26 protein-coding genes are annotated in these 23,162 nt (G+C 44.3%); 8 read left to right on the top strand and 18 right to left on the bottom strand.

Annotation, left to right across the window (positions count from 1 at the left end; all coding sequences use genetic code 11):
• Positions 1 to 14: 14 nt before the first annotated feature.
• From ACXAEA_RS04770 to ACXAEA_RS04760, 3 genes are all read right to left on the bottom strand, one after another.
• A complete protein-coding gene (locus ACXAEA_RS04770) occupies positions 15 to 1,325 on the bottom strand; it encodes a Na+/H+ antiporter family protein (RefSeq protein WP_475094793.1) in 1,311 nt (436 codons plus the stop codon).
• Positions 1,326 to 1,714: 389 nt separating this feature from the next.
• Positions 1,715 to 3,220: a leucyl aminopeptidase gene (locus ACXAEA_RS04765; protein WP_475094792.1), complete on the bottom strand. Its 1,506-nt coding sequence runs from the start codon at positions 3,218 to 3,220 to the stop codon at positions 1,715 to 1,717.
• Positions 3,221 to 3,301: 81 nt separating this feature from the next.
• Positions 3,302 to 3,679 (bottom strand): DUF309 domain-containing protein, encoded by a 378-nt coding sequence (locus ACXAEA_RS04760; RefSeq protein WP_475094791.1) that lies wholly within the window; start codon positions 3,677 to 3,679, stop codon positions 3,302 to 3,304.
• Between the two features lie 123 nt (positions 3,680 to 3,802).
• On the opposite strand from ACXAEA_RS04760, the gene ACXAEA_RS04755 reads away from it, so the two are divergent.
• Complete coding sequence (locus ACXAEA_RS04755) at positions 3,803 to 4,276, top strand: divergent PAP2 family protein (protein WP_475094790.1); 474 nt, start codon at positions 3,803 to 3,805, stop codon at positions 4,274 to 4,276.
• Positions 4,277 to 4,291: 15 nt separating this feature from the next.
• Positions 4,292 to 5,059 (top strand): cobalamin-binding protein, encoded by a 768-nt coding sequence (locus tag ACXAEA_RS04750; protein WP_475094789.1) that lies wholly within the window; start codon positions 4,292 to 4,294, stop codon positions 5,057 to 5,059.
• 51 nt (positions 5,060 to 5,110) lie between these two features.
• On the opposite strand, the gene ACXAEA_RS04745 is transcribed toward ACXAEA_RS04750, so the two are convergent.
• Positions 5,111 to 5,812 carry a 3D domain-containing protein gene (locus ACXAEA_RS04745; RefSeq protein WP_475094788.1) on the bottom strand — a complete coding sequence of 234 codons (702 nt, stop codon included), beginning with the start codon at positions 5,810 to 5,812 and terminating at the stop codon, positions 5,111 to 5,113.
• Between the two features lie 190 nt (positions 5,813 to 6,002).
• Positions 6,003 to 6,323: a YuiB family protein gene (locus ACXAEA_RS04740; protein ID WP_475094787.1), complete on the bottom strand. Its 321-nt coding sequence runs from the start codon at positions 6,321 to 6,323 to the stop codon at positions 6,003 to 6,005.
• 166 nt (positions 6,324 to 6,489) lie between these two features.
• On the opposite strand from ACXAEA_RS04740, the gene ACXAEA_RS04735 reads away from it, so the two are divergent.
• On the top strand, positions 6,490 to 6,747 hold the full coding sequence (locus tag ACXAEA_RS04735) for a hypothetical protein (RefSeq protein ID WP_475094786.1): 258 nt from the start codon (positions 6,490 to 6,492) through the stop codon (positions 6,745 to 6,747).
• A 67-nt stretch (positions 6,748 to 6,814) separates the two neighbouring features.
• Here the strand turns inward: ACXAEA_RS04735 and ACXAEA_RS04730 are convergent, their stop codons facing one another.
• Positions 6,815 to 6,940 (bottom strand): YuiA family protein, encoded by a 126-nt coding sequence (locus ACXAEA_RS04730; RefSeq protein WP_475094785.1) that lies wholly within the window; start codon positions 6,938 to 6,940, stop codon positions 6,815 to 6,817.
• Positions 6,941 to 7,196: 256 nt separating this feature from the next.
• A complete protein-coding gene (locus tag ACXAEA_RS04725) occupies positions 7,197 to 8,414 on the bottom strand; it encodes an NAD(P)/FAD-dependent oxidoreductase (RefSeq protein ID WP_475094784.1) in 1,218 nt (405 codons plus the stop codon).
• Between the two features lie 372 nt (positions 8,415 to 8,786).
• Between ACXAEA_RS04725 and ACXAEA_RS04720 the strand changes: the two genes are divergently transcribed.
• The gene (locus tag ACXAEA_RS04720) at positions 8,787 to 9,782 is read left to right on the top strand and encodes an NAD(P)/FAD-dependent oxidoreductase (RefSeq protein WP_475094783.1); all 996 of its coding nucleotides are present in this window, start codon (positions 8,787 to 8,789) and stop codon (positions 9,780 to 9,782) included.
• Positions 9,783 to 10,078: 296 nt separating this feature from the next.
• Here the strand turns inward: ACXAEA_RS04720 and ACXAEA_RS04715 are convergent, their stop codons facing one another.
• A complete protein-coding gene (locus ACXAEA_RS04715; protein WP_475094782.1) occupies positions 10,079 to 10,441 on the bottom strand; it encodes a HesB/IscA family protein in 363 nt (120 codons plus the stop codon).
• 166 nt (positions 10,442 to 10,607) lie between these two features.
• Here ACXAEA_RS04715 and ACXAEA_RS04710 point away from each other — a divergent pair, with 166 nt between their 5' ends.
• On the top strand, positions 10,608 to 11,300 hold the full coding sequence (locus ACXAEA_RS04710) for a DUF2225 domain-containing protein (RefSeq protein ID WP_475094781.1): 693 nt from the start codon (positions 10,608 to 10,610) through the stop codon (positions 11,298 to 11,300).
• A gap of 53 nt (positions 11,301 to 11,353) precedes the next feature.
• Here ACXAEA_RS04710 and ACXAEA_RS04705 read toward each other — a convergent pair whose 3' ends face one another.
• Positions 11,354 to 11,593 (bottom strand): YuzB family protein, encoded by a 240-nt coding sequence (locus tag ACXAEA_RS04705; RefSeq protein WP_475094780.1) that lies wholly within the window; start codon positions 11,591 to 11,593, stop codon positions 11,354 to 11,356.
• A 248-nt stretch (positions 11,594 to 11,841) separates the two neighbouring features.
• On the opposite strand from ACXAEA_RS04705, the gene ACXAEA_RS04700 reads away from it, so the two are divergent.
• Positions 11,842 to 12,909 carry an NAD(P)/FAD-dependent oxidoreductase gene (locus tag ACXAEA_RS04700; protein WP_475094779.1) on the top strand — a complete coding sequence of 356 codons (1,068 nt, stop codon included), beginning with the start codon at positions 11,842 to 11,844 and terminating at the stop codon, positions 12,907 to 12,909.
• Between the two features lie 231 nt (positions 12,910 to 13,140).
• Here the strand turns inward: ACXAEA_RS04700 and ACXAEA_RS04695 are convergent, their stop codons facing one another.
• On the bottom strand, positions 13,141 to 13,470 hold the full coding sequence (locus ACXAEA_RS04695) for a YuzD family protein (RefSeq protein ID WP_475094778.1): 330 nt from the start codon (positions 13,468 to 13,470) through the stop codon (positions 13,141 to 13,143).
• Positions 13,471 to 13,622: 152 nt separating this feature from the next.
• Here ACXAEA_RS04695 and ACXAEA_RS04690 point away from each other — a divergent pair, with 152 nt between their 5' ends.
• Complete coding sequence (locus ACXAEA_RS04690; protein ID WP_251478284.1) at positions 13,623 to 13,859, top strand: NifU family protein; 237 nt, start codon at positions 13,623 to 13,625, stop codon at positions 13,857 to 13,859.
• Between the two features lie 67 nt (positions 13,860 to 13,926).
• Here ACXAEA_RS04690 and thrB read toward each other — a convergent pair whose 3' ends face one another.
• The 5 genes from thrB to yutH all read right to left on the bottom strand — a co-directional run bounded on the left by thrB (position 13,927) and on the right by yutH (position 19,466).
• Positions 13,927 to 14,862 carry a homoserine kinase gene (thrB, locus tag ACXAEA_RS04685; protein ID WP_475094777.1) on the bottom strand — a complete coding sequence of 312 codons (936 nt, stop codon included), beginning with the start codon at positions 14,860 to 14,862 and terminating at the stop codon, positions 13,927 to 13,929.
• A complete protein-coding gene (gene thrC / locus ACXAEA_RS04680; protein WP_475094776.1) occupies positions 14,859 to 15,920 on the bottom strand; it encodes a threonine synthase in 1,062 nt (353 codons plus the stop codon). Before thrC ends, thrB begins: the two co-directional genes overlap by 4 nt.
• Positions 15,917 to 17,215, bottom strand: a complete 1,299-nt coding sequence (locus ACXAEA_RS04675; RefSeq protein ID WP_475094775.1) for a homoserine dehydrogenase — start codon at positions 17,213 to 17,215, stop codon at positions 15,917 to 15,919. The genes thrC and ACXAEA_RS04675 overlap by 4 nt, the downstream gene beginning before the upstream one ends.
• A gap of 183 nt (positions 17,216 to 17,398) precedes the next feature.
• A complete protein-coding gene (locus ACXAEA_RS04670) occupies positions 17,399 to 18,376 on the bottom strand; it encodes a 2-hydroxyacid dehydrogenase (RefSeq protein WP_475094774.1) in 978 nt (325 codons plus the stop codon).
• Positions 18,377 to 18,458: 82 nt separating this feature from the next.
• Positions 18,459 to 19,466, bottom strand: a complete 1,008-nt coding sequence (yutH, locus tag ACXAEA_RS04665) for a spore coat putative kinase YutH (RefSeq protein WP_475094773.1) — start codon at positions 19,464 to 19,466, stop codon at positions 18,459 to 18,461.
• A 207-nt stretch (positions 19,467 to 19,673) separates the two neighbouring features.
• On the opposite strand from yutH, the gene ACXAEA_RS04660 reads away from it, so the two are divergent.
• Positions 19,674 to 20,177 carry a phosphatidylglycerophosphatase A family protein gene (locus ACXAEA_RS04660; protein ID WP_475094772.1) on the top strand — a complete coding sequence of 168 codons (504 nt, stop codon included), beginning with the start codon at positions 19,674 to 19,676 and terminating at the stop codon, positions 20,175 to 20,177.
• Between the two features lie 45 nt (positions 20,178 to 20,222).
• Here the strand turns inward: ACXAEA_RS04660 and ACXAEA_RS04655 are convergent, their stop codons facing one another.
• The 3 genes from ACXAEA_RS04655 to ACXAEA_RS04645 form a co-directional block, all read right to left on the bottom strand.
• Entirely contained in the window at positions 20,223 to 20,987 is a 765-nt protein-coding gene (locus ACXAEA_RS04655; RefSeq protein ID WP_475094771.1) for a TIGR01457 family HAD-type hydrolase, read from the bottom strand.
• A 422-nt stretch (positions 20,988 to 21,409) separates the two neighbouring features.
• On the bottom strand, positions 21,410 to 21,847 hold the full coding sequence (locus ACXAEA_RS04650) for a DUF86 domain-containing protein (RefSeq protein ID WP_475094770.1): 438 nt from the start codon (positions 21,845 to 21,847) through the stop codon (positions 21,410 to 21,412).
• A gap of 22 nt (positions 21,848 to 21,869) precedes the next feature.
• Complete coding sequence (locus tag ACXAEA_RS04645) at positions 21,870 to 23,105, bottom strand: EAL domain-containing protein (protein WP_475094769.1); 1,236 nt, start codon at positions 23,103 to 23,105, stop codon at positions 21,870 to 21,872.
• Positions 23,106 to 23,162: the final 57 nt, after the last annotated feature.

Here is a 23,162-nt window from a genome sequence, read left to right as displayed (position 1 = left end):
ACGGCGATTTCAATTTATAAAATCATTGCGGCAATCCAGCCGAAAATGATCAACGGAATATTGTAGTGAACAAATGTTGGAACGACCGTGTCCCAAATGTGGTTGTGCTGCGCATCAGCATTCAAGCCGGCAGTCGGCCCAAGTGTACTGTCCGATGCAGGTGAACCAGCATCACCAAGTGCAGCTGCCGTTCCGACAATCGCAATGGTAGCCATTGGGCTGAAACCCAATTGAAGGCTAAGCGGAACGAAAATCGTAGCAATGATGGGAATGGTCGAGAATGAAGAACCAATCCCCATTGTTACAAGCAGCCCTACAATCAGCATCATCATAGCGCCGAGGCCCTTATTGTTTCCAATGGTGTCAGCAGCCTGCTTTACAAGCGTGTCCACATCTCCTGTCTCTTTCAATACATCAGCAAATCCGAAGGCAGCAAGCATGACGAATCCGATGAAAGCCATCATTTTCATACCTTCAGTTAAAAGATGATCTGCCTCGCGCCATTTGATTGCCCCGCTCGCATACACGACAAGGATACCTGCTAGCGCACCAATGATCATGGACTCAAAAATGATTTGAGCCGCTAATGCAGCGACAATCGCGATGAATGAGAAAATGATTCCTGTCTTTGAGTATTCATTTTTCTCTACCTGAATGATTTGGTTGTCCTGATAATTTCTAGGTTTGCGATAAACAAAAATTGCAACAGCCAAGCCAATGACCATCCCTGCAACAGGAAGCATCATAGCGGCAGGAATATCCGCCATTTCTACCTTCAATCCACTGTCAGCCATATTTGTAGCCAGGATTTCATGGAATATCTTCCCGAAGCCCACAGGAAGCAAAATATATGGTGCTGTAAGACCGAATGTGATCACGGAAGCAATTAAACGTCTGTCTATATTGAGTTTATTAAAAATGATTAATAATGGCGGGATCAAAATCGGGATAAATGCAATATGGATTGGAATCAAGTTCTGCGAGAAAATGGACATCATCAAAATCAAAATGATGATAATCGCTTTCGAATAGGTCTTCGCTTTCGACTCGCCCTTCCTGGCAATCAGACCAATCATCCAATCAACAATCAGATTTGGCAGACCAGTCTTGGAAATCGCAACAGCGAAGCCACCAAGAAGCGCATAGCTTAATGCAACCTCAGCACTTCCTCCTAGCCCGACTGTAAACACTTCAATTGTTTTCTCTATACTTAAGCCGCCCGTCAAGCCGCCAATCAGCGCTCCAGCAATCAATGCCAACACAACATTGACACGAAGCAAGCTAAGGATCAGCATCGCCAGGACAGCAATAACAACTGCATTCATTATGAGTTCCCCTCTCGATGTATATGTTTTTTACTTTAGTATGGTAAATTGGTAGAGAATTAAAATGACAAGTATTAAATTATCATAGATTTGTTTTTTGCGCAAATGTTTTTTAGTATATTAGCGAGATGAAGTGTTTTTTGTACAGCAAAAACCCCAAAACCGCTCGGGTTTTGGGGTCAAAAAATTTAGCTCTGTTAAATTGGGCTGTTGATTTTCGTTCCAGGCGCATCGCTTTCCGCGGGCAGTCTGGGAGCCTCCTCGACGCTTTACGCGTCTGCGGGGTCTCCCATGACTTGCTCATCCCGCAGGAGTCTTCGCGCCTTCCACTACAATCAACAGGTAATAAAAATCAACATTGGGCAATAACAGAGCCAAAAATTTAAATCTTATTTATCTGCGGGTTCAAATCTTTCGACCAGCAATGCGAGTGTCCGGGCCATCACACCAGTTGCTCCTGACGGGCCGAGGTCGTGTTCCTTGCTTGTTGTTGCAGTGCCTGCGATATCGAGGTGCACCCATGGAGTGCCTTCTGCAAACTCGCCGACAAACGCTCCGCCCATGATCGCATGGCCTTCTGCACCTGGAGAGTTGTTCAGGTCCGCAATTTTGCTGCTGCGGACGCGCTCGATGTCGCGTTCGAACAATGGCAGGCGCCAGATTGGCTCTCCTGATTCATAGGAAGCCTCAAGAACTTGTTCGAAAAGGTCTTCGTTGTTCGTCAAAGCACCGGATGTGTGCAGACCTAACGCTGTAATGACTCCCCCTGTCAGGGTGGCGATGTCGACAAGATAGTTCGCGCCATGATGTTTCGCATATGTCATTGCATCAGCTAACACCAGTCGGCCTTCTGCATCTGTGTTCAATACTTCAATCGTTTTTCCGCTCATTGAAGTGATGACATCGTCCGGCTTAAAGGCTGTACCGCTGATCATGTTGTCTGTTGATGGGATTACTGCTACGACGTTCTGTTCAGGCTTCAATTCACCAATGATTTCCATCGCACCTAGCACAGCTGCTGCGCCGCCCATGTCGGATTTCATACCGACGATGCCTGCTTTCGTCTTGATGGAGTAGCCGCCTGTATCAAATGTGATTCCCTTGCCGACTAGGCCGATTACATCTGTCCACTCTTCTTTGCCTTGGTATTTCAGGACAATCATTTTTGGCGGCTCTGCAGACCCCTGGTTGACCGCAAGCAATGCTCCCATGCCCAGCTTTTCCATCTCTTCTTTTTCCAGAATCTCTGCTTCAAATTCATATTTCTCTGCAAGCTTCAGAGCATATTCAGCCATGTCCGCCGCAGTCAACAGGTTGCCTGGCGTATTTACGAGCGTACGGGCTGAGTTCGTTCCCTTGCCGAAGACATATCCAACCTCAGCTGCTGCCTCAACCTCGCCTTCTTCATCGGCGCTGTAGACTGTCAGGCTTTCAATGCGTTTTTCAGGCTCATTCGATTTTTGCTTATACCCTTCAAATACATAGGTTGCCATCGGGAATGCTTCCCCTAATGCATGCGCCGCATCACTAATCTCAACATTTGCACTTGTGAAAGTATCCAGAAGCACGGCAGCTTCTGTCCATTTTTCCTGCTTTGCCGTCTTGAATACGCGGCCAAATGCGTCTCTCAACGTTTCAAAGCTGTATTCCTTTTCATGTCCCAGGCCGACAAAATAAATTTTGCGTGCGCCGATTTTCCCGAAAGTATGTATCTTTGAAACTGCCTTTTTCTTTGCTGAAATATCACCGCTTTTGATCAGCTCAGTCAGCTGCCCGTCAAATAGCTGGTCCGCTTCTCCAACAAGTCCCTCAAGCCCAGACGGCTTATTGAACAAGCCAATTATTAGACAGTCATGGCTGTTTGTAAAATTAAATTGTTCATTTACTTTAAACAAATTCCTTCACCTCCGAATTTATAGTTTCATTATATCGAAACCATTAAAATATTTCGACTTCCTAATTGCTTGTTTTCCAAATTAATCTTCCAGATACAAATATAAAACAGGCAGTTCAGGCAGCAATGATACATCCTCATATGGAACCCGATCCAGTTCAAAAGGGAATGTCCTTAGGCACTCCTCGATGAAAGGGTAAACTTTTTCCAGATCAAGACCCCAGTGAACTGGGCGATAAGATTGAAGGTAGTCATAGGCCGCTTGCATCATCAGCCTTGCACCTTTTACATTTCCGTAACTGTAATGGTAAATGGCGACACTCATTTGCAGCAGTCCTTTTAAAAACAGATTGCCCTTGTCGGTCATCCACATATCTTCAAGCAAGTCATGGCAGGTATAATAGTCGCCTTCGTTGAATTTAATAAAGAACTCATAGTATTCATCCGGGTAATCCGTCAATTCCCTCACCCCAATCAGAATGGTTAGAACTATTTTATCAAACCTGGGGAATGCTGTAATGAAACGAGTAGTCTTGGGTATAACTTGATATGGGCATTATTTTTAACAAAAAGGGGATCAACTATGGAATTATTAACGAATTTCCCATTATGGGCTTCACTGGCTGCGATTTTTTTCGCTCAGTTTGTGAAAGTCCCGATTCAATATATCGCAACACGAAAGCTTGACTGGTCGCTGCTGACGAGTACAGGCGGCATGCCGAGCTCCCATTCAGCTGCCGTTACGGCATTATCGACCGGGGTTGCGCTTCAGGCTGGGCTTGATTCGGCGGTATTCGCTGTTTCGGCCGTTTTTGCAATCATCACGATGTTTGACGCATCAGGAGTCCGCAGGCAGGCAGGCGAACAAGCCATAGTGCTGAACCAGCTCGTCTCCGATTTCAGCAGGTTCGCCCAGGAAGCAAAAGGCTGGCAGGATAAGCCTGAGCAGGAAAAACAGAAAGAACTGAAAGAGTTGCTTGGACACAAGCCAATCGAAGTATTTTTCGGTGGATTGACTGGCATTGCCCTAACATTGCTGCTGCATTACCTCATTTAGGAGAAGGTGAAATTCATGAGAGTCATTTCTTTATGCCCGAGCAACACAGAAATCATGGAATTCCTCGGCCTGACGGAGCTGCTTGTCGGGGTTGACGATTTTTCAGATTGGCCGGAGACGGTAAAATCGCTGCCACAGCTTGGACCGGACCTTTCGATTAACTTGGACCTTGTTGAACAGTTAAAACCGGACCTGGTACTCGCCTCGCTCAGCGTTCCAGGGATGGAGAAGAATATTGAAGGCTTAAAGTTACGCAAGATCCCTCATATCATCCTGAACCCCCAGTCGCTTCAGGACATAGAAGACGACCTGATCACAACTGCCAATGCCTTGAATAGGGCTGAACACGGCAAAAAAGCGGCAAAACAATTCAGGAAAAGGCTTGATGCAATCAAGCAAAAAGGCTCCCTTGCAGGCAAAATACCCCGTCTGTACTGGGAATGGTGGCCAAAGCCCGTTTTTACACCAGGCAGCATGAACTGGCTGACTGAAATATCAGAAGCTGCGGGCGCAGAAAACATCTTCAAAGATGTCGAGCTGGCAAGTGTCCAGACGGACTGGGATGACGTGAAATCCCGCAACCCCGATTACATCTGCATTGCCTGGGTCGGGGTCAGAAAACAAAAAGTAAAGAAGGAATTAATCAGTAATCGTCCGGGCTGGGATGAACTCGAGGCAATCAAGAACGACCGCATCCTGATACTTGAGGAGGAGCTGTATTGCCGCCCATCGCCACGGCTTCTTGATGGTCTGGAGAAGCTGTATGGACTCATACATCGCTAAATAGAGTGAAAGTCAGAAAAGGCACTCTCCTTATGGAAAGTGCCTTAGTAATTATGATTTTTTGCCGCTGATATATTGCTGGCGGAATACTTGCATTGATTCATTTTCATTGAGTGCTTTGAGGTCGGCTTCTGTCAGTTTGCCATTCCCCATTTCGATCACGTATACATCAAGCGTCTTTTTGCCCCACTGCTCGTAAACATCCTTCACAGTGTCATAATACAAATCTACTTTATTTCCTTTTATTGCGCCGCCCTTATCAGCGACTACACCGAATCCGTAGCCAGGAATAAAAAGGACTGTCCCGATTGGGAACACATTTAAATCCGCTGCGACAGTTGAATATAAGTCCCGTTTTACTTTAACACCTGAGTATGTAATTCCATATTCCGGATGTCCTGGATTCTTGCCCGTCGATTCTACCCCTGCTGTATACCCGGTTGCGATGATCGTCTTTTTAGTGTATTGAGACCAGTTCATTGATTCCTCCAAAGTTGGCGCTTTACCAGCAACCTTTTCACTTGAGGAAATCTTGGTAGTGAAGTCAGAGACTTTTTTCAAAAACTTCATGGCAAGTCCGACTGATTTCTTTTTATGTTCATATTGTGAATTTCCATCTTGTTGGTGATCCATTACATATGTAGCAAATGTTGAAGCTTCAACTCCAGAGATTGATTGGAACGTTGACGTTATGGCAGCAAAAAATAAAACCGTCATCGCTGAACGTCTGGCCCATGTTTTTAAAATTTTCATATAATTTTTCACTCCTCCCAAAACTATTAATTTCCCATTGTCACAAGAAATATTCCAAAAGGAGCAAAAAAGTGCCTATAGACCTATTTACACTTCCAGTAAAAGTAATTTAATTGTGATATTATTTTTTCCAACAAGTTTATTTATATGCACAAAAAAACCTTCAATAAAAATTGAAGGCCTGGTTCGTTTAAAACATCTGGTATCCTTTTTTGCGCAGCAACCTGATGACAATACCCGCGAGAATGGCGCCTGCCATACCGCTGCTTAAAATCAGGACATCTGCAATTGCAAGTTGTGATAGTCGCTGTCCGAGATCACGGAATGCTTCGCCGCTATTTGTAAAGTATTCAATAAACCGATACTTATCAATAATGAAAATCGCAATTAATGGATAAATCACAGCCATGATCCATGACATGCGCAGAAGCATATTCAATAAAAAGCCAATCCCGAAAAACAGGACAAAAAATAATAACATCGAAATGATCAGTGTGACAACCGTCATCATGTCAAAATCCCCCCATTACACATCATTTCTAGTTTACTGTTTGTCCTAATTTGAGTCAATGTTGGGTTCAATAAGGTGATGATAAGTTTTTATAATGCAGAAGGAATAAATTGGAAGGCCGGCGAATTCTTTATAGAGATAAAAATATAGGAAGGAGTAATTCTCCATGCAACTGATTCTTCAGAAGTATAAAACATTATTTTTCATATCACTGCTGATCCCTTTTACTTTATATTTCACCGCATATGGGAATGAGTTTATTTTTCAAAGAGGGGTTCTATTATCTATATTGGTTTATTTCTTGATTTCTTATTTTGGGCTGGTGAAAGATTATCCATATGCCCAGTTTGCAATGAAGGTATTTTTATTGCTTCATTTCATCGCGCTGCTTCTTTCTGTGATAGGATTTTTCTTATTTTTTTAACCGAAAAAAAGATTAACCTGGCAAAAGAAAAAACCCCGCATGTGCGAAGGTCCAAGATGCCCTGCTATTATTTTTTTGATTTGCCGGAACCGCTGCAGCATGAACATGTTTCTGAGCCGCCAAGAAGCAATTGGAAATATCCTTTACCTGAGCAATAAGTACATTCTTTTGATTCGTGGTTATGCATTTTCATTCGAGAATCTCTCCTTTATATTATTGAATTTTCTGATAATATAACAGAGATTCTTGATTCTTGAAAAGGTTCAAATTTGACCGAAAATCCACCTTGAAAACGGATACATCTTGTTTTTTCTTTAAATATCTGTCACTTTCTCAAAATTTCAGAAAATTATAAAAATAATGCGTATACACTATAATTTTGACCGTGGTCTCCCTTTTGTTCAAAAAAAACAGGCCTCAATCAGAAGCCTGTTTCCCAAAAACTTATCTTAAAGAACGTTGAATTTGCCTTTTTTAAGGACTAATGAAGGTCCGCCGATCATTAATAGTGCACGGTTGTCGATCATCTTCTTCATGAATGAAGCTTTTGTGCCGAACATCTTCTTGCCGAATGCTACGCCAATTGCGTCATCTTCTCCAAGAGAACATACTGTTCCTTTGATATCAGGAGTGAATGTTTCCATTTCAGACTTTCCGCGAACTAGTGCGGCGATGTTTCTTGCGCAAACTTCCCCTTGCTGCATAGCGATTTGTGCAGTTGGCGGGTATGGACGGTTGATTTCTTCATTGATGATCAATGAGCAGTCTCCAACGATGAAGACATTGTCAGATCCAGGAATACGTAGATCTGGCTGGACTTTTACACGACCGCGCATTGCTTCGATACCAGATTTTTCGATAATGGAGCTTCCACGGACACCTGCTGCCCATACAACTGTGCCTACTTTGATTTCTTCGACTTCTTCTTCACCTTTTGCAACGAAGATTCCTTCTGGAGTTGCTTCTTTAATGGCTGTACCGATGCGGAATTCTACACCCTTTTTCTCAAGCTGCGCTACTGCGTAGTTGACAAGCTCAGGGTCGAATCCAGGAAGAACCATTGGCGCAGCTTCCACGCAAACGATTTTCACCTTGTGGTAATCAACATCGTATTCACGGCAAAGCTCAGGAACACGATTTGTCAATTCTCCAAGGAACTCAATTCCAGTGAAACCGGCACCGCCGACAACGATTGTCAGGCGCTCGTCTTTCTTTTCCGCTTCTGTGTTATATGTCGCAAACTGATATTCAATATGTTCGCGGATTTGTCTTGCCGAGTTGACGTTAACAATCGAGAAAGCGTACTCTTTCAAGCCTTTAATACCGAAAGTTTCAGGTTCAGCACCGAGGGCAATGACTAGGTAATCATAAATGATATCGCCGTTCTCAAGGATTACACGCTTCTCATCCATCTTGATTTCTTCAACTGTTCCCTGGACGAATTCAACTTTATGACGGTCGATTACATCGCGGATATCGTAACGGACTCTGTCATGATGCAAAGTTCCTGCTGATGCTTCATGCAGCCATGTAGTTTCATAGTGGTAATCATTTTTGTTTACAAGGACAATGTCCGCCTCGTTTACACCAACAGCTTTTTGCAAACGGGTAGCTGTCATTAATCCCCCGTATCCTGCTCCTAAAATTACGATCTTTGGCTTTCTCAAAGTGATCACTTCCACCTTTTTATTATATTTTTGGTCGAATGGCTCATCTCTATCTGCCGCCATCTATTCGCATAAGTTTGTGATATTATTCACTAAAAAGTTCAAAAAAATGTCCTGAAAATGTCACAAAATCTTAACATTCTTGCCTACCATACATAATATTCTTTTTGTGGCTGATTTTCAAGCGATTAAGTTAACTTGGAAATATTCAGAAAATAGGTTGATTTCACTATTTTATCGATATAATAAGTGATTTTTTGATAAATATATTGTTCCACAGCGGTACTTCCTTTATGATTAGGAGTTTATTTTTTCTATTTATGGTATTATAAAAATTGGAGCAATTTTACTACATAGTGAGGGGGATATGGAGTGAAAGAAGATCAAAAAGTTTATGACATCACGATTATCGGCGGGGGGCCAGCTGGTCTGTTCACTGCTTTCTACGGCGGAATGAGACAAGCATCAGTTAAGATCATTGAAAGTTTGCCACAATTAGGCGGGCAATTATCAGCGCTTTATCCAGAAAAGTACATATATGATGTTGCCGGTTTTCCAAAGGTCCGTGCACAGGAGCTGATCAACAACCTTAAAGAGCAAATGGCGAAATTCGAGCCAGCGACTGCTCTTGAACAGTCTGTTGAAAAACTGGAAAAGCTGGAAGACGGAACAATTAAGTTAACGACTGATAAAGAAGTTCATTATACAAAAACAGTGATTATCACTGCAGGAAACGGTGCGTTCCAGCCACGCAGGCTTGAACTTGAAAGCGCTGCTCAATACGAAGGCAAGAACCTGCATTATTTCATTGATGATTTGAACCAGTTTGCAGGCCAGAAGGTCGCAGTATTGGGCGGTGGCGATTCAGCTGTTGACTGGGCATTGATGCTTGAGCCAATCGCTGAGCAAGTAACGATTGTACACCGCAGGGATAAATTCCGTGCACATGAGCACAGTGTTGAAAACCTTCAAAATTCAAAGGTTGATATCAAGACTCCTTATGTACCAACTGAGCTTGTTGGCGATGGCAATGCAATCAGCCAGATTGTTCTAAAGGACGCTAATGGTGACGACACTGTTTCAGTGGATGTTGATGCTGTCATCTGTAACTTCGGTTTCGTATCATCACTTGGACCAATTAAGGAATGGGGACTTGAAATAGAAAAGAATTCCATCGTCGTCAACTCCAAGATGGAAACAAATATTCCAGGCGTATACGCTGCAGGCGATATTTGCACATACGAAGGTAAAGTAAAGCTGATCGCGACTGGTTTCGGTGAAGCTCCAACTGCTGTAAACAACGCAAAATCCTATATGGATCCAAAGGCGAAGACACAGCCGCTTCACAGTTCTTCCATGTTCAAATAAGTAAGAAATGCGTAAGCGCCTTGATCAGCCCCGACAAGCGTTGGAGGGCCGACCGGTGAAGTCGTTCTTTGACTTCATTGGGCGGACCGAAATCGAAATGTGTAGCCGACTGCCCAGAAACGCAGAAACTGGAGACTCCGACAAAGAAGCGCTTTTTGCTTCTGCCGGCGGAGTTGAAGTTTCGGGGTTTCTAGGAGGCGCAATTAGACAAACGTCTCGAGGGGCTAGGCGCTGGAGCTGGACAATTCTAATTTCTTTCTCTAAAAAAAGCAAGGTCCGAGGACCTTGCTTTTTGTTTAGCACTCTTCAGGCGATCCTTCACGAGTTGCCGTTTTGAAGCTTGAACCGCAGCCGCATGAAGCGATGGCATTCGGGTTGTCGATTGTGAATCCGCCGCCCATTAATGACTGCTTGTAGCTGATTTTTGTTCCCATCAAAACAGGTGCGCTTTCCTTGTCAACAAGAATGCGAATGCCATGCTGCTCCAATTGACTGTCCCCTTCTTCTACTTCATGAGCAAAACCCATGCCATAAGAAAGGCCGCTGCAGCCGCCGCCTTTTACAGAGACACGAAGGAATGCGTCCTCGGTTTCATTTTGCTTCATCATATCTTTAATCTGCAATGCAGCTTCTTCAGTAAGAATCACAATGTTTTCCACTTTTTAGACCTCCTTGATCCCTTTCTTATAGTATACTCACTGTGTTTCCAATCCTCAACCAATCAATCTTAAAAATGAGATATGTGAATATTTTCCCACCACACCATATTGATAACTGGTATAATATACCCAAAGCAGTTACTAGGACATTTGGCAGGTGATGAAAATGGCTCAGTTAGAACCTCTCTATGATAAAAAGTACAAATGCACGATGTGCGAACATTCTTTTACTACTAAAAAGGTCCGTTCCCGCTTTGTGAAAGTTCTCTCTTTTGACACTGACTTCGCCCCTCTGTATGCCGAAGGATACGAAAATCCAAATCTATATTATGTAAACGTCTGTCCGAATTGCGGCTATTCCTTTACTGAGGATTTCAGCACTTATTTCCCGCCTGGTACAAAACAATCCATACAAGATAAAATTACGAGCCAATGGGTTCCGCGTGATTTTAGCAATGAGCGTTCAATCCATGAAACACTCAACACCTACAAACTTGGAGCCTATTGTTCGATCCTGAAAAAAGAAAAGCATATTGTCACAGCAGGGTTATACATCAGGCTGGCGTGGCTGTACCGAAATCAGGACAACCATGACCAGGAAACGCGTTTCTTAAAATTAGCACTTAAGGAATATACAGAATCTTATAGCACCGGCGACTATAAAGGAACACAGGTATCCGAACTCCGTCTGATGTATCTGGCTGGAGAACTCTCAAGAAGAACCGGCCAAACCCAGGATGCGGTTCGCTTCTTCTCAAAAGTAATTGAAAAACAGCGGCAATCTGTGGAACCACAGATCGTCCAGCTCGCCAAGGACCGCTGGCAGGAAATGCGTGAGGAACAGGGCGTAGCAAAATGATTTAATTATAAAAAGGCTGGCCATGGAGCGATCCATGCCAGCCTTTGTTTATATTAAAACATTGGGTTTTCATCCAAGTATTGGTATATATTCTCTACAAGTTCTTCCGGAGTTTCCCCCACTACCGGATCCCCGTTTACGAGCGCAAACATCGACTGTGCACACTTTCCGCAGTACCCAAGACAGCCGTATTCAATCACGTCAAGGTCCGGGTCTCTCTCCAGCTCCTGCCTTGCTTTTTGCGCACCGCTCGCAAGGTTGCTGATGCAAAATTCAATGATCGGCTTTATCATTCTGTTTCACCTCTCTACTAATTTTTAATCGTACCTTTTTTCTGGTAAATCGTCAATTTCCAATACTTGTAGCTCCCATAAAATTGTTGTTATTTTGTCACAATTTCGATATACTTTTTATGGTGTTTCATCGAAACAGAAAAATATTGTAGAATAATTTCAAAAAATGTATCCGTTTGCGGATTTTGAAGACGAGTTGAAAAAACTTCATTAACTGTCTTTTGAATAGTTAAAAAGGGGAAATTCACATGAAAAATCTCGTTATCCTTGGCGGCGGCTATGGCGGCATGCGAGTCCTGCATGAATTACTGCCAAATGACCTGCCTGATGATGTATCCATCACTCTGATTGACCGCGTCCCTTACCATTGTTTGAAAACTGAATACTATGCACTGGCTGCCGGTACGATTTCAGACCAGCATATCCGTGTATCATTTCCTGAGCATCCCCGCCTTCAGGTTAAATACGCCGAAGTCACAGCGATCAACATCAATGAGAAGAAGGTTGAGCTGAAGGGCGGCGAAGCACTCGAATTTGACGACATTATCATTGGCCTCGGCTGCGAAGACAAATATCACAATGTGCCTGGTGCAAACGAGTTCACTTACAGCATCCAGTCCATTGAGAAGTCACGCGCAACTTACCAGGCCCTGAATAATCTGCCAGCAGGATCATCTGTTGCGATTGTCGGAGCAGGATTGAGCGGTGTTGAGCTTGCCAGCGAATTGGCTGAAAGCCGCAAAGATTTGAAAATCAAACTTTTTGATCGCGGCAACCACATCCTATCCGCCTTCTCCGAACGCCTAAGCACTTATGTGGAAAACTGGTTCGACAATCATAATGTTGAAATCATCAACAATGCAAACATTACGGAAGTTCAGAAAAACGTCCTTTATAATCATGATGAGCCGATCGTTTGTGACGCCATCGTCTGGACCGCCGGTATCCAGGCCAATCGACTCGTGCGCGAAATGGATGTTGAAAAAGACAGCATGGGCCGTGCAGTGCTGACACCTCAGCATAATCTCCCTGGTAATGAAAATGTGTATGTAGTCGGTGACTGCGCAAGTCTGCCACATGCACCTAGCGCTCAGCTCGCTGAAGGTCAGGCAGAACAGATCGTCCAGGTTCTTCAGAAGCGCTGGAACGGTGAACAGCCACCTGAATCCTTCCCTGCGATTAAACTGAAGGGTGTCATCGGTTCACTCGGCAAGAAGCACGGCTTCGGCCTTGTAGCAGAGCGCCCGATCACAGGACGCGTAGCTCGCCTGCTGAAATCAGGAATTTTGTGGATGTACAAATATCATAATGGTTGATACTTGAAACCGGGCTATGCCCGGTTTTTTTATGTTTATTTTACTGACGCAAAATTGATAAAAACCGAATTTAATTTCCATGTCGCTATATAAATTAGAATTTCGTTATTAAAAAGTAATTTTCGCTATTAAAATTAATTTTTCGCTATAAAAAGATTCTCTGCATTGAAATTTTCTCTCCACTCAAGAGAAAAAGCACCCCAATAAGGATGCTTGCGTAGAAATATTCAATTAAGAAGCAGAAACATACCCGTATTTCTCTAATTCTGCGTAAATGGTTTTCAATTTCGGATTTCCTTCGCCGACGATCTTGCCTTCGAGGAGGACAACTGGGTAAAACATATCTTCTTCAATCACTCTTTCGGCGAATTTCTTTTTATCTTCTTCAGCTGGAGGATTATAGATATCTACATAGGAAATTCTGAATGGCTGGTCTGTAAATTTTCGGCTGATTGCTGCCTCAAGCCACTCATAGGTTTCTTTGGAAGATGGCAGGTTCACACAGCTTGGGCAGAGCACTTCAGCACCGTAAACGACAATTTCAACTTCTTTTCGCTCCATTATCAATTACCCCCTGTTATTTTCTTTTATTTTACTATAGGATGAAAAGGATGCATAAGGAAAAAACTGTTGTTTACTGGTTTTTCAGTCAATTGGATAGATTTTTCTGGCTGATGAGATTATAATAAGTATTATGAAAGGAGTCGATTTGCATGACTGAACAGCAAATGTTTGAGCAAGTACAGGAAGTATTAGATAAATTGCGCCCATTCCTTCTTCGTGATGGAGGAGACTGTGAACTAGTTGACATCGAGGATGGCGTTGTTAAACTTCGCCTGCTAGGTGCATGCGGAAGCTGCCCGAGCTCCACAATCACGCTTAAGGCTGGAATCGAACGCGCACTTTTAGAGGAAGTACCTGGTGTTGTTGAGGTCGAACAAGTATTCTAATTAACCAATAATAAAGCGGTTTTGCCATTGTCGGCAAAACCGCTTTTTTTATTGTACCTGTGTTTTTTTAGGATCGTGACACTCTGCATCCTTCCCTGGCGATTTTTAAACTGTATACTTCCATGCCAGTAAGCTTAGACTTCAATTCTTCTGCTACCAGCTCGCCCTTCCCCGGTTCGGCCAGGCAAAGGATGGACGGACCTGCCCCGCTAAGTGCTGTGCCAAATGCCCCTGCCTGCAGAGCCATTTCCTTCACTTCATCAAAGAATGGAACGAGGGCCTTCCGATATGGCTGATGGAATAAATCCGCTGACATCATCCTTCCGGCAAGCTCCCATTGCTGAGTGACTAATGCAGCAAGGAGCTGGTTCGAAATGGCACTCGCCTTGACGGCACGCGGAAAATCAATTACAGCTGGCAGAACATCACGGGATGTTTCCGTCAACAACTCCTCCTTCGGTACGACAAGTAAGGGATCAAATTGGATGCAATCAAGCACTGTGACATCCACTTCTTCCCAAGTCTCACTGCCAACGACTACACCGCCATACAGGCTTGCTCCGGCATTATCCGGGTGACCTTCGAGCTTCGAAGCAATCGCCAATTTTTCCCGGCGTGACAATTGCAGCTTGCAAAATTCATCGGCAAGCTCCACTCCTGCGATGATGGCTGCAGCACTGGACCCAAGCCCCCTTGCAAGCGGGATATCACTTTTCACTGACATATGAAGCGGAGGCATCTCCTGCTTGTACATCTTTGCTATTTTGATGGCGACCTGGCAAATGAAATTTTTTTCATCCTGGGGGAAACTATTTAATGACTGTGATAAAGGCTTTACCTGCCACTTCTCGCTTCGTTCAGCCTGTAATTCCATGTAAAGGTTCAATGCGACTCCAAGAGAATCAAAGCCAGGTCCCAAGTTCGCAGAGCTTGCTGGAACTTTTATCGAAAAGACATGGCTTCTCTGGGCATGAAGGGCATTTGGTTCCTCGACTCCATTCATTGACAGACAACTCCCCTGATGTGTTCGCTCACAACTTTTTCATCATTCGGAAGCAGGATTGGAGAAATCGTGCTGTAATCCATGGCGGTAGCAGGGTCCTTCAATCCATTTCCAGTCAGTACGGCAACGATTCGGGATCCTCGAGGAATCTCGCCGCTTTTAATCAGTTTATGGATTCCTGCAAGTGATGCACAGGACCCTGGCTCGGCAAAAATACCTTCTGCAGACGCCAGAATTTTGTAAGCATCCAAAATTTCTTCATCTGTAACGGAATCGATTTTACCCTTAGACTCTTGCTGGGCTGCAACAGCCAAATCCCAGCTTGCCGGGTTGCCGATGCGGATGGCCGTCGCGATGGTTTCAGGCTGCTCAATCGGTTTTCCCTGTACAATCGCAGCAGCTCCCTCCGCCTCAAAACCAAACATCTGCGGTAATCCCGTATCTTTAGCAGAATGATATTCTTTGAACCCCTTCCAATAAGCACTGATATTCCCGGCGTTCCCCACAGGAATGGCCAAGATGTCAGGAGCTCCGCCCAGCTGATCACAAATTTCGAATGCTGCTGTTTTCTGCCCTTCCAATCGATAGGGATTCACTGAATTCACAAGGGTCACTGGTTCTGTTTCGCTGATTGCCCGGACCATTTTTAATGCTTCATCAAAATTGCCTTCGATCGATATAATGCTTGCGCCATACATCACGGCCTGGGCTAGCTTGCCCAGTGCTATTTTGCCTTCGGGAATGACAATGATGCACCGCAATCCCGCCCTTGCCGCATACGCAGCTGCGGATGCTGACGTATTGCCTGTTGAGGCGCAAATAACTGTATCGCTTCCGGCTTCCTTTGCCTTGGCGACAGCCATGACCATGCCCCTGTCTTTGAAGGAACCGGTAGGGTTTACTCCTTCCACTTTTACGTACAGGTCTATTTCCCACTCCTCTGACAGGTGATCAAGCCTGATCAGAGGAGTATTCCCTTCATGGAGAGTGAGCAATGGCGTTTTGTCATTGACCGGCAAGAACTCGCGGTATTCTTTTAACAAGCCACTCCAATTCATGCGCTGACACTCCCCTCGACCCTGTAGGAGCTTTTGATTTCTTTTACAACCGGAAGGTCACGAAGCTCCATTAATATATGTTCATAGTTTTTTAGGGATGCCTGGTGAGTAACGACGACAATCTCTGCCAGCTCTTTTTCCTTTAAAGGCATCTGCAGGATTTTCTCAAAGCTCACATCGTAATTTGCAAACAGGGATGTAATTTCTGAAAATACCCCCACTTCATCATGGACATGAAGTCGAAGGAAGTACTTTGAGTGTACTTCTCCATCATCCTTCAGCTGCTTAAGATATTGCGGAGTCACCGAAGAGCTGCCATTGACGCCAAGGCGCATGTTCTTGACGACCCCAACAAGGTCCGAAACGACGGCTGTCGCAGTTGGCAGGCTTCCTGCTCCCGGTCCGTAGAACATCGTTTCTCCTACCGCTTCGCCGTACACATATACGGCATTGTATTCATTATTGACAGATGCCAGCGGATGGGAGGAAGGCAATAATGCCGGCTCGACGCTGACTTCCACCTTATCGCCATCACGGTCAGCGATGCCGAGCAGCTTCATCGTATATCCAAGCTGCTTGCCATAATGCAGGTCTTCTCCCGTAATCGAAGTAATTCCCTTTGCCTTGACATCATCAAGGTCGATTTTCATAGAAAAACCAAGGGACGCCATGATTGCCATTTTCCTTGCTGCATCAAGGCCTTCCACATCGGATGCCGGATTGGCTTCAGCATATCCAAGCCGCTGTGCTTCCTTCAGCACGCTCTCATAAGCCAGCCCCTCCTGGCTCATCTTCGTTAAAATATAATTCGTGGTACCGTTCACGATGCCCATCATTTTCGTAATCCGATCTGACGCAAGACCATCTACAAGGCTGCGCAAAATCGGGATTCCGCCGGCCACGCTCGCTTCAAAGAAGAGGTCGCAGCCATTTTCATGGGCAACAGTCAGAAGCTCAGAACCATGTACGGCCATCAAATCCTTGTTCGCAGTTACTACATGCTTTTTCTTTCTTAACGCATGAAGCAAATGTTCACGGGTATTATCAATGCCGCCCATTACCTCGATCACCACTTCGATTTCGGGGTCGTCGATAATATCGGCTGGATCCACCGTCAGAAGAGAAGAGTCAACCTTTACGGATCTTTCTTTTACCGGATCCTGCACGAGGATTTTTTTCACCTTAATCGGGCACCCAACCTGGTGCATCAGTTTATCCTGGTGGTTTTCAATGATTCTGACCACCCCTGATCCTACTGTACCTAATCCTAATAGTCCAACCGAGATTGCCTTCATTCGCTCTTCCCCTCTCTTTATGTCTTTTCTAAAAATACAATTGTTTATATATAGTAGACATTATAAAGACCAGCAATAGCTTTTACAAGGAAAATTTAGCCACGTTTTTTCTTGTAAACGCTTAATCATATGCGGCTCTAGCGCAAAAAAATCCTTCCCATGTTTATGGAAAGGATTGAATGATTATTGAAGGACTTCTTTATTTACAATCGTTTTTGCTCTGTCTCCCGATAAAACAGCTTTGACATTTGCACAGCAAAGCTTGATCATCGTCGTTCTTGTTTCCGTGCTTGCGCTGCCGATGTGAGGGATCGCTGTCACGTTTGGAAGCTGCAGCAAGGGATGGTCAGCAGAAATCGGTTCTTTTTCAAAAACATCAAGCCCAGCTGCCGCTATTTCACCATTTTTAAGTGCCTCATACAGCGCCTGCTCGTCCACGATCGGACCGCGCCCCGCGTTGACAAATATGGCGCTTTCTTTCATTCTGCCAAATACTTCGGCGGTAAAAAGATTCCTTGTTTCAGCTGTCAGCGGTGCGAGCGTCACAACATAATCTGATCTTTCTACGAGGTCATCAAATGAACTATAGATTGCACCAAGCTCTGTTTCTGCCTCCATCTTCCTTGAGCGGTTATGGTATAGAATCTCCATGCCAAAACCTTTTGCCCTGCGAGCGACCGCCTCACCGATTTTACCCATTCCGACAATCCCGATTGTTTTTCCAAAAACATCATGTCCAGCAAGCAAATATGGACTCCATCCTTCCCACTTGCCCGCTTTTACATATTCAGCCGCTTCGACAATGCGCCTCGCTGCAGCCATCAAAAGCGCGAAAGTGAGATCAGCAGTTGTCTCAGTCAGTACATCGGGTGTATTCGTTATGATGATTCCATGCTTTGTAGCCGCCTGAAGATCAATGTTATCAAAGCCAACTGCCAGATTGGCAACCACTTTCAGGTTTTCACCTGCAGTCAATATTTCTTCATCAACCTTGTCGGAAAGCATTGTAATCAATGCACTGGCACTTTTGGCTTCTTTTAGTAAAATTTCTCTTGGCGCAGGAACATCTGCATGATCCCACATTTTCACATCGAATTGCTCTGTGAGCTCACGAATCGTTTCTTCCGGCAATTTCCTGGTAATATACACATATGGCTTCATTCTCATTCTCCTTCAGTGTAAGCGTTTAAGAATAATGTTATTTTAACATAAAACATTTACACTTAAGGTGAAAATGCTTCGATTACCGTAATAACCAATCAATAGCAGGAAGCTTGCCTGCCTTTATCGGAGCTTCACTCAACTGATAAAATTTGCTTAAAAACCGTTCATGGTCACTGCTTTGGTTCAGGTACTTCTTTAACTGGTCCTCCAGCTGTCTCTTTGTCTGCTCTGATTGGGTAATATAATAATTCTCAACCGTATCATAATAGTGGAGCGGGAACAGCAGCCTCGCGTACAAAAGCCTCCATGAGAATGGCGACAGGACTGTCATGCTTTGATAATCAGAAATAAAACTTTTGATTTCCGGCTGGCTCGTCTGGATATTTGCAAAATAGCGCTCCCTCACCCATTCAGCAATGTCACGGCTTGAATGGTCAAACACCCAATCGAATGGATTTTTGACAAAATAAGGCCCTCTCCATACCGTATTAGTGAACCTCTCATGGCAGACAGTACCATGATCGATTTTAGTCGGCTTATCATCAATCTCGGTATCAGCAAGATACTGGATTGCATTTTCCGATAATCCCATGTAGTAAGGAAAGGATTCCATGAACATCCTTTCAAAATCATTCTCCGGTTCAGTGTAAAGCTTTCCGCTCCAAACCTTCTCCATCTGGTCCAGCCTTTTTTCCCAAAGCTGTTTCCATTGGCCGACCCTGTTCATGGTTTCGACTTTGAATGGAATCTGCCTGCCCCTGGCGTGGAACTTTGCCAATTTTCTTCCCGTTTTCATCTTCTCTGGCATTGGAGCGGCACGGTTTACAAGCACACAATATTTATTTCCCTGCCAATCACAAATTTGCCTGCCTTCCTTGTCGGCCAGCAGCTTGGATACATTGCGGTCCCCAAACTTTTGCATTTGCTCAGCAATCCTTGAAAGCTCGCTTAATTCTTGCTCTTTAATACCATTGGCGGCCATAATTAAATACAGCCCTTCATTATGCTTATATCCATGATATCTTCCAAGAGATACTTCTGAATCTGCAGAAATCCCATATACTTCTTGTAACATCCTTTGAAGCATTTTTCCCACCTCTTTTTAAGAAACACTCTTTTAAAAAATATATGTTTGTCATCCAAAAACTTGTGTGAACAATGAAAGGAATAAGTGGCATCATTCGGGAAATGATTTAAAGGAGCGAATTCTTTCACTAAAAGGGGTTAGGCAGAATATTTTAGGTTAAATAGGATATGAGAGTTAGCTGCAATCAAAAATAGAAAGGTGATGCAGATGTTACAAAAAAAACGAGCAATCCATATGACAGAGGAAACTGCCCGCAAATGGCTTCATGAACGTGGTGTTGAAATACAGGATATTGCTGAACTGGTCTTCTTCCTCCAGGAAAAATACCATCCTGACCTGCAAATGGAGGACTGCATTGCAAATGTGGAACGCGTACTCTCCAAGCGTGAAGTACAGAATGCAATCCTGACAGGAATCCAGCTTGATATCCTTGCAGAACAGAAGAAACTGGGCGAGCCTCTCCAGGCAATTATCGAAACAGACGAAAGCTTGTACGGAATCGATGAAATCCTCGCATTTTCGATTGTGAATATTTATGGTTCGATCGGATTCACGAATTATGGATTCATTGATAAGGCCAAACCAGGCATCCTCGGCAAGCTTAATGATAAAGCAAGCGGAAAATGCCATACATTCCTTGACGACATCGTTGGCGCGGTCGCTGCAGCTGCATCAAGCAGGCTCGCACACAGGGCAGCCAATATCGAGTAAATAGATAAAAGGACTTGAAGCGCTCGTTAGCTCCAAGTCCCTTTTTTATACTTCCCAGTCGTCCAGTGAATCCACAGTATATGTAGGCATTTCCTGGTATCCTTCTAACAGTTCCTTCGTTGTCACACCCGTATGCACAAGCAAGGTGTCCATTCCTGCCCTCATGCCGGCAAGGATGTCAGTATCATAATAATCTCCTACCATCAGCGTCTCTTCTTTGTCAGTGCCAAGCACCTTCAATGCCTGCTCCATGATCACAGATTCTGGTTTTCCGATAAAAATTGGCTCCGTTTGTGTCGATACTGCAATGACAGAGGTCAATGAACCATTTCCCGGCAGCAGGCCACGTTCTGTTGGAATGGCAATGTCGCCATTAGTGGAAATGAATGTCGCTCCATTCCTTACCGCCAGGCAGCCGACAGCAAGCTTTTCATATGTAATCCCACGGTCGATTCCAGAAACCACAAAATCAGCGTCTTCACCAGCGAATGTAAGGCCTTTTTCGCTGATCGCCGCCTGGATTCCCTCTTCACCGATCACATAGACAGTCGCACCTGGTTTCTGTTCATAAATATAATTGGCCGTTGCCTGGCTTGTCGTGAATACCTGTTCCTCAGTCGTAGGTATATCGAAAGCCCGCAGCTTCTCCGCAACTTGTGCCGGAGTCCGCGAAGAATTGTTTGTCACAAATAAATAAGGAATGTCAGCCTCAATCAGCCTTTTAATAAAATCAGAAGCAGCTTCAATCCGCTCTGAGCCACGATACATGGTTCCATCCAAGTCAATCAAATACCCTTTATATCTTTTCATGATGATCACTCCTATGATTAATGTTCTCTTGTAATTCGAAAACGAATACTCCCATTTTATAAAAGCAGAGGCACGAGTGCAAAGGACAAAACTCACTTGAACAAAAAGCGCAAGCGCCTCGTTCAGCCCCGACAAGGTCGTTCTTTGACTTCATTGGCAGGACCGAAATCGAAAAGCGGAGGCGACTGCCCAACTCCGACAAGCGCTGGAGGGCCTGACAGTGAAGTCGTTCTTTGACTTCATTGGCAGGACCGAAGCGTCTCGAGGAGTTAGGAGCCGCAGCTAGACAAGCGTCTCGAGGGGCTAGGCGCTGGAGCTGGATTAAAATTACTTTATGTAGAAATTACGACTACTCCATTTAATAATCTCATCAATAACACAGAAAAGAGACCGCTATTATTATACGGCCTCTTTTAACAACATTACTTTTTAAAAGCTGATACAGGACCTAGTTCATTGGTCAAATACTCCCGGACTTTTACCGAAAAAAGCTTGAGCTGAGGCATTTCGGAGCGGAAGGTTTCAATCACGCTTTGATGTTCTACAACTGTGTACTGCTGGACAAGCATTTTCCTGTACAGGACGATTTTTTTCAAGCCGGCGCTCATTTCCGCCGTTACGACTTTTTCATCATCCAGGATATCGATGATGTCTTCATAGCTTCCCGGATCGCGCATGATGAAGCCATCGATCATCGCGTTCCCTACATCCAGAACGGCCTCGATCATCGTATGAGCTGCACGCTCAAGTGCCGATTTTTCCATTGGCGTCTCCCATGATTCATTGCTTTCGAAAAAATCGATTTGCCTATCCAAAAACTGCAATGTTGTTTCGATTTGTTCCCTGTCGACAAAATACATTCATTATCACCTCTTAAAGATGCTAGACGGTTTTCAGCAATCCAGGACGGGCATAAAAATAACCTTGTGCCAGTTCAACCTTATTCCGGGAAAGGACGGATGCTTCGTGTTCATTCTCGATTCCTTCCGCAACGACAATGGAGCCAGCTTCCCTTGCAACAAGGAGCAGTCCCTTAAGCATTGATTCCTTCACAGAATTCTTGTCAATATTCTGGATGACCGAACGGTCGATCTTGATGACATCCGGCATGATTTCGCTGATTGTGTTCAGGCTTGCATATCCAGCTCCTGTATCATCAACCGCAATTTTAAAGCCCATTCCTCTTAACACCTTTATATTATAAATAAAATTGTCGATTCCCTCAATCGAGTCCCTCTCGGTAATTTCGAAGGTGATCTGCCGCGGCTTGATACTTTCGTATGATTTCATCATGGTTTTCAGATCGCGGACAAATCTTGAATTGCCAAGAGTGAGTGGTGTGAAATTGATGAAAATATCATGTGTGCAGCCAGTCGAAGTGATTTGCTCGAGCGTTTTTCTCAGAACAATCATTTCCAGTTCAAATAGCATATTCGTCTGCCTTGCAACCGAAAACAGTTGTAACGGGCTTTCAAGCGATGTTCCCTCAGGACCTCTCGTCAGCATTTCCCATGCGCGGATTTCCTTCGTGGCAACGTCGATGATCGGCTGTGCCAGCAGCTTGATATTTTGCTGTGAGATGATTTTGTTCATCTCATAGACCATTTCATTGAATTCGGATTGAATTCGTTTTTCAGCCATTGCAAACGCCTGCTGATGCGCCTTTAGAACGGCTTCATGGACAGAACCAACCGATTTATCGATGAAGATATACCCTGTATCCAAAATCGGCTGAACGGTTGGATACTCATGGAAGAGCCTGCTTTCTGCTTCCCTGAGGATTTTTTTCATTTTCGTGTCGATTTCGGAGATGCAATGCCTGTTATGGTCGATCCTCATGAACAAGCTAAGGCTGTCACTGTAGTAATCATGAAGGACAATCATGTCTTCCTTTTCGATTTCTTTTTCAATTACCGCTTTGAAATGCTTTTTCATAGCCTTCCGGAATTTCCAGTTTTCTTCACCAAGCTGAGCAGCAAGCTCACGGTGATTTTTGATCGTATATGCAATGACTGCGACTTCACAGCCACTATTGAATGCTTTTTTCACTCCTGATACAACAGGGTTCCGCAAAATGAACTGAGGAGGGTAGTATCGAATTGATGAATGCGGAAACATTATTTTACCCCAACCAAGCAGGTTGTCTAATATGCTAGTAATGCGGCGGGCCATAGG

The sequence above is a fragment of the Mesobacillus sp. ABV4_180 genome, from assembly GCF_056158485.1.
This window is presented reverse-complemented; position numbering and strand designations above follow the sequence as displayed.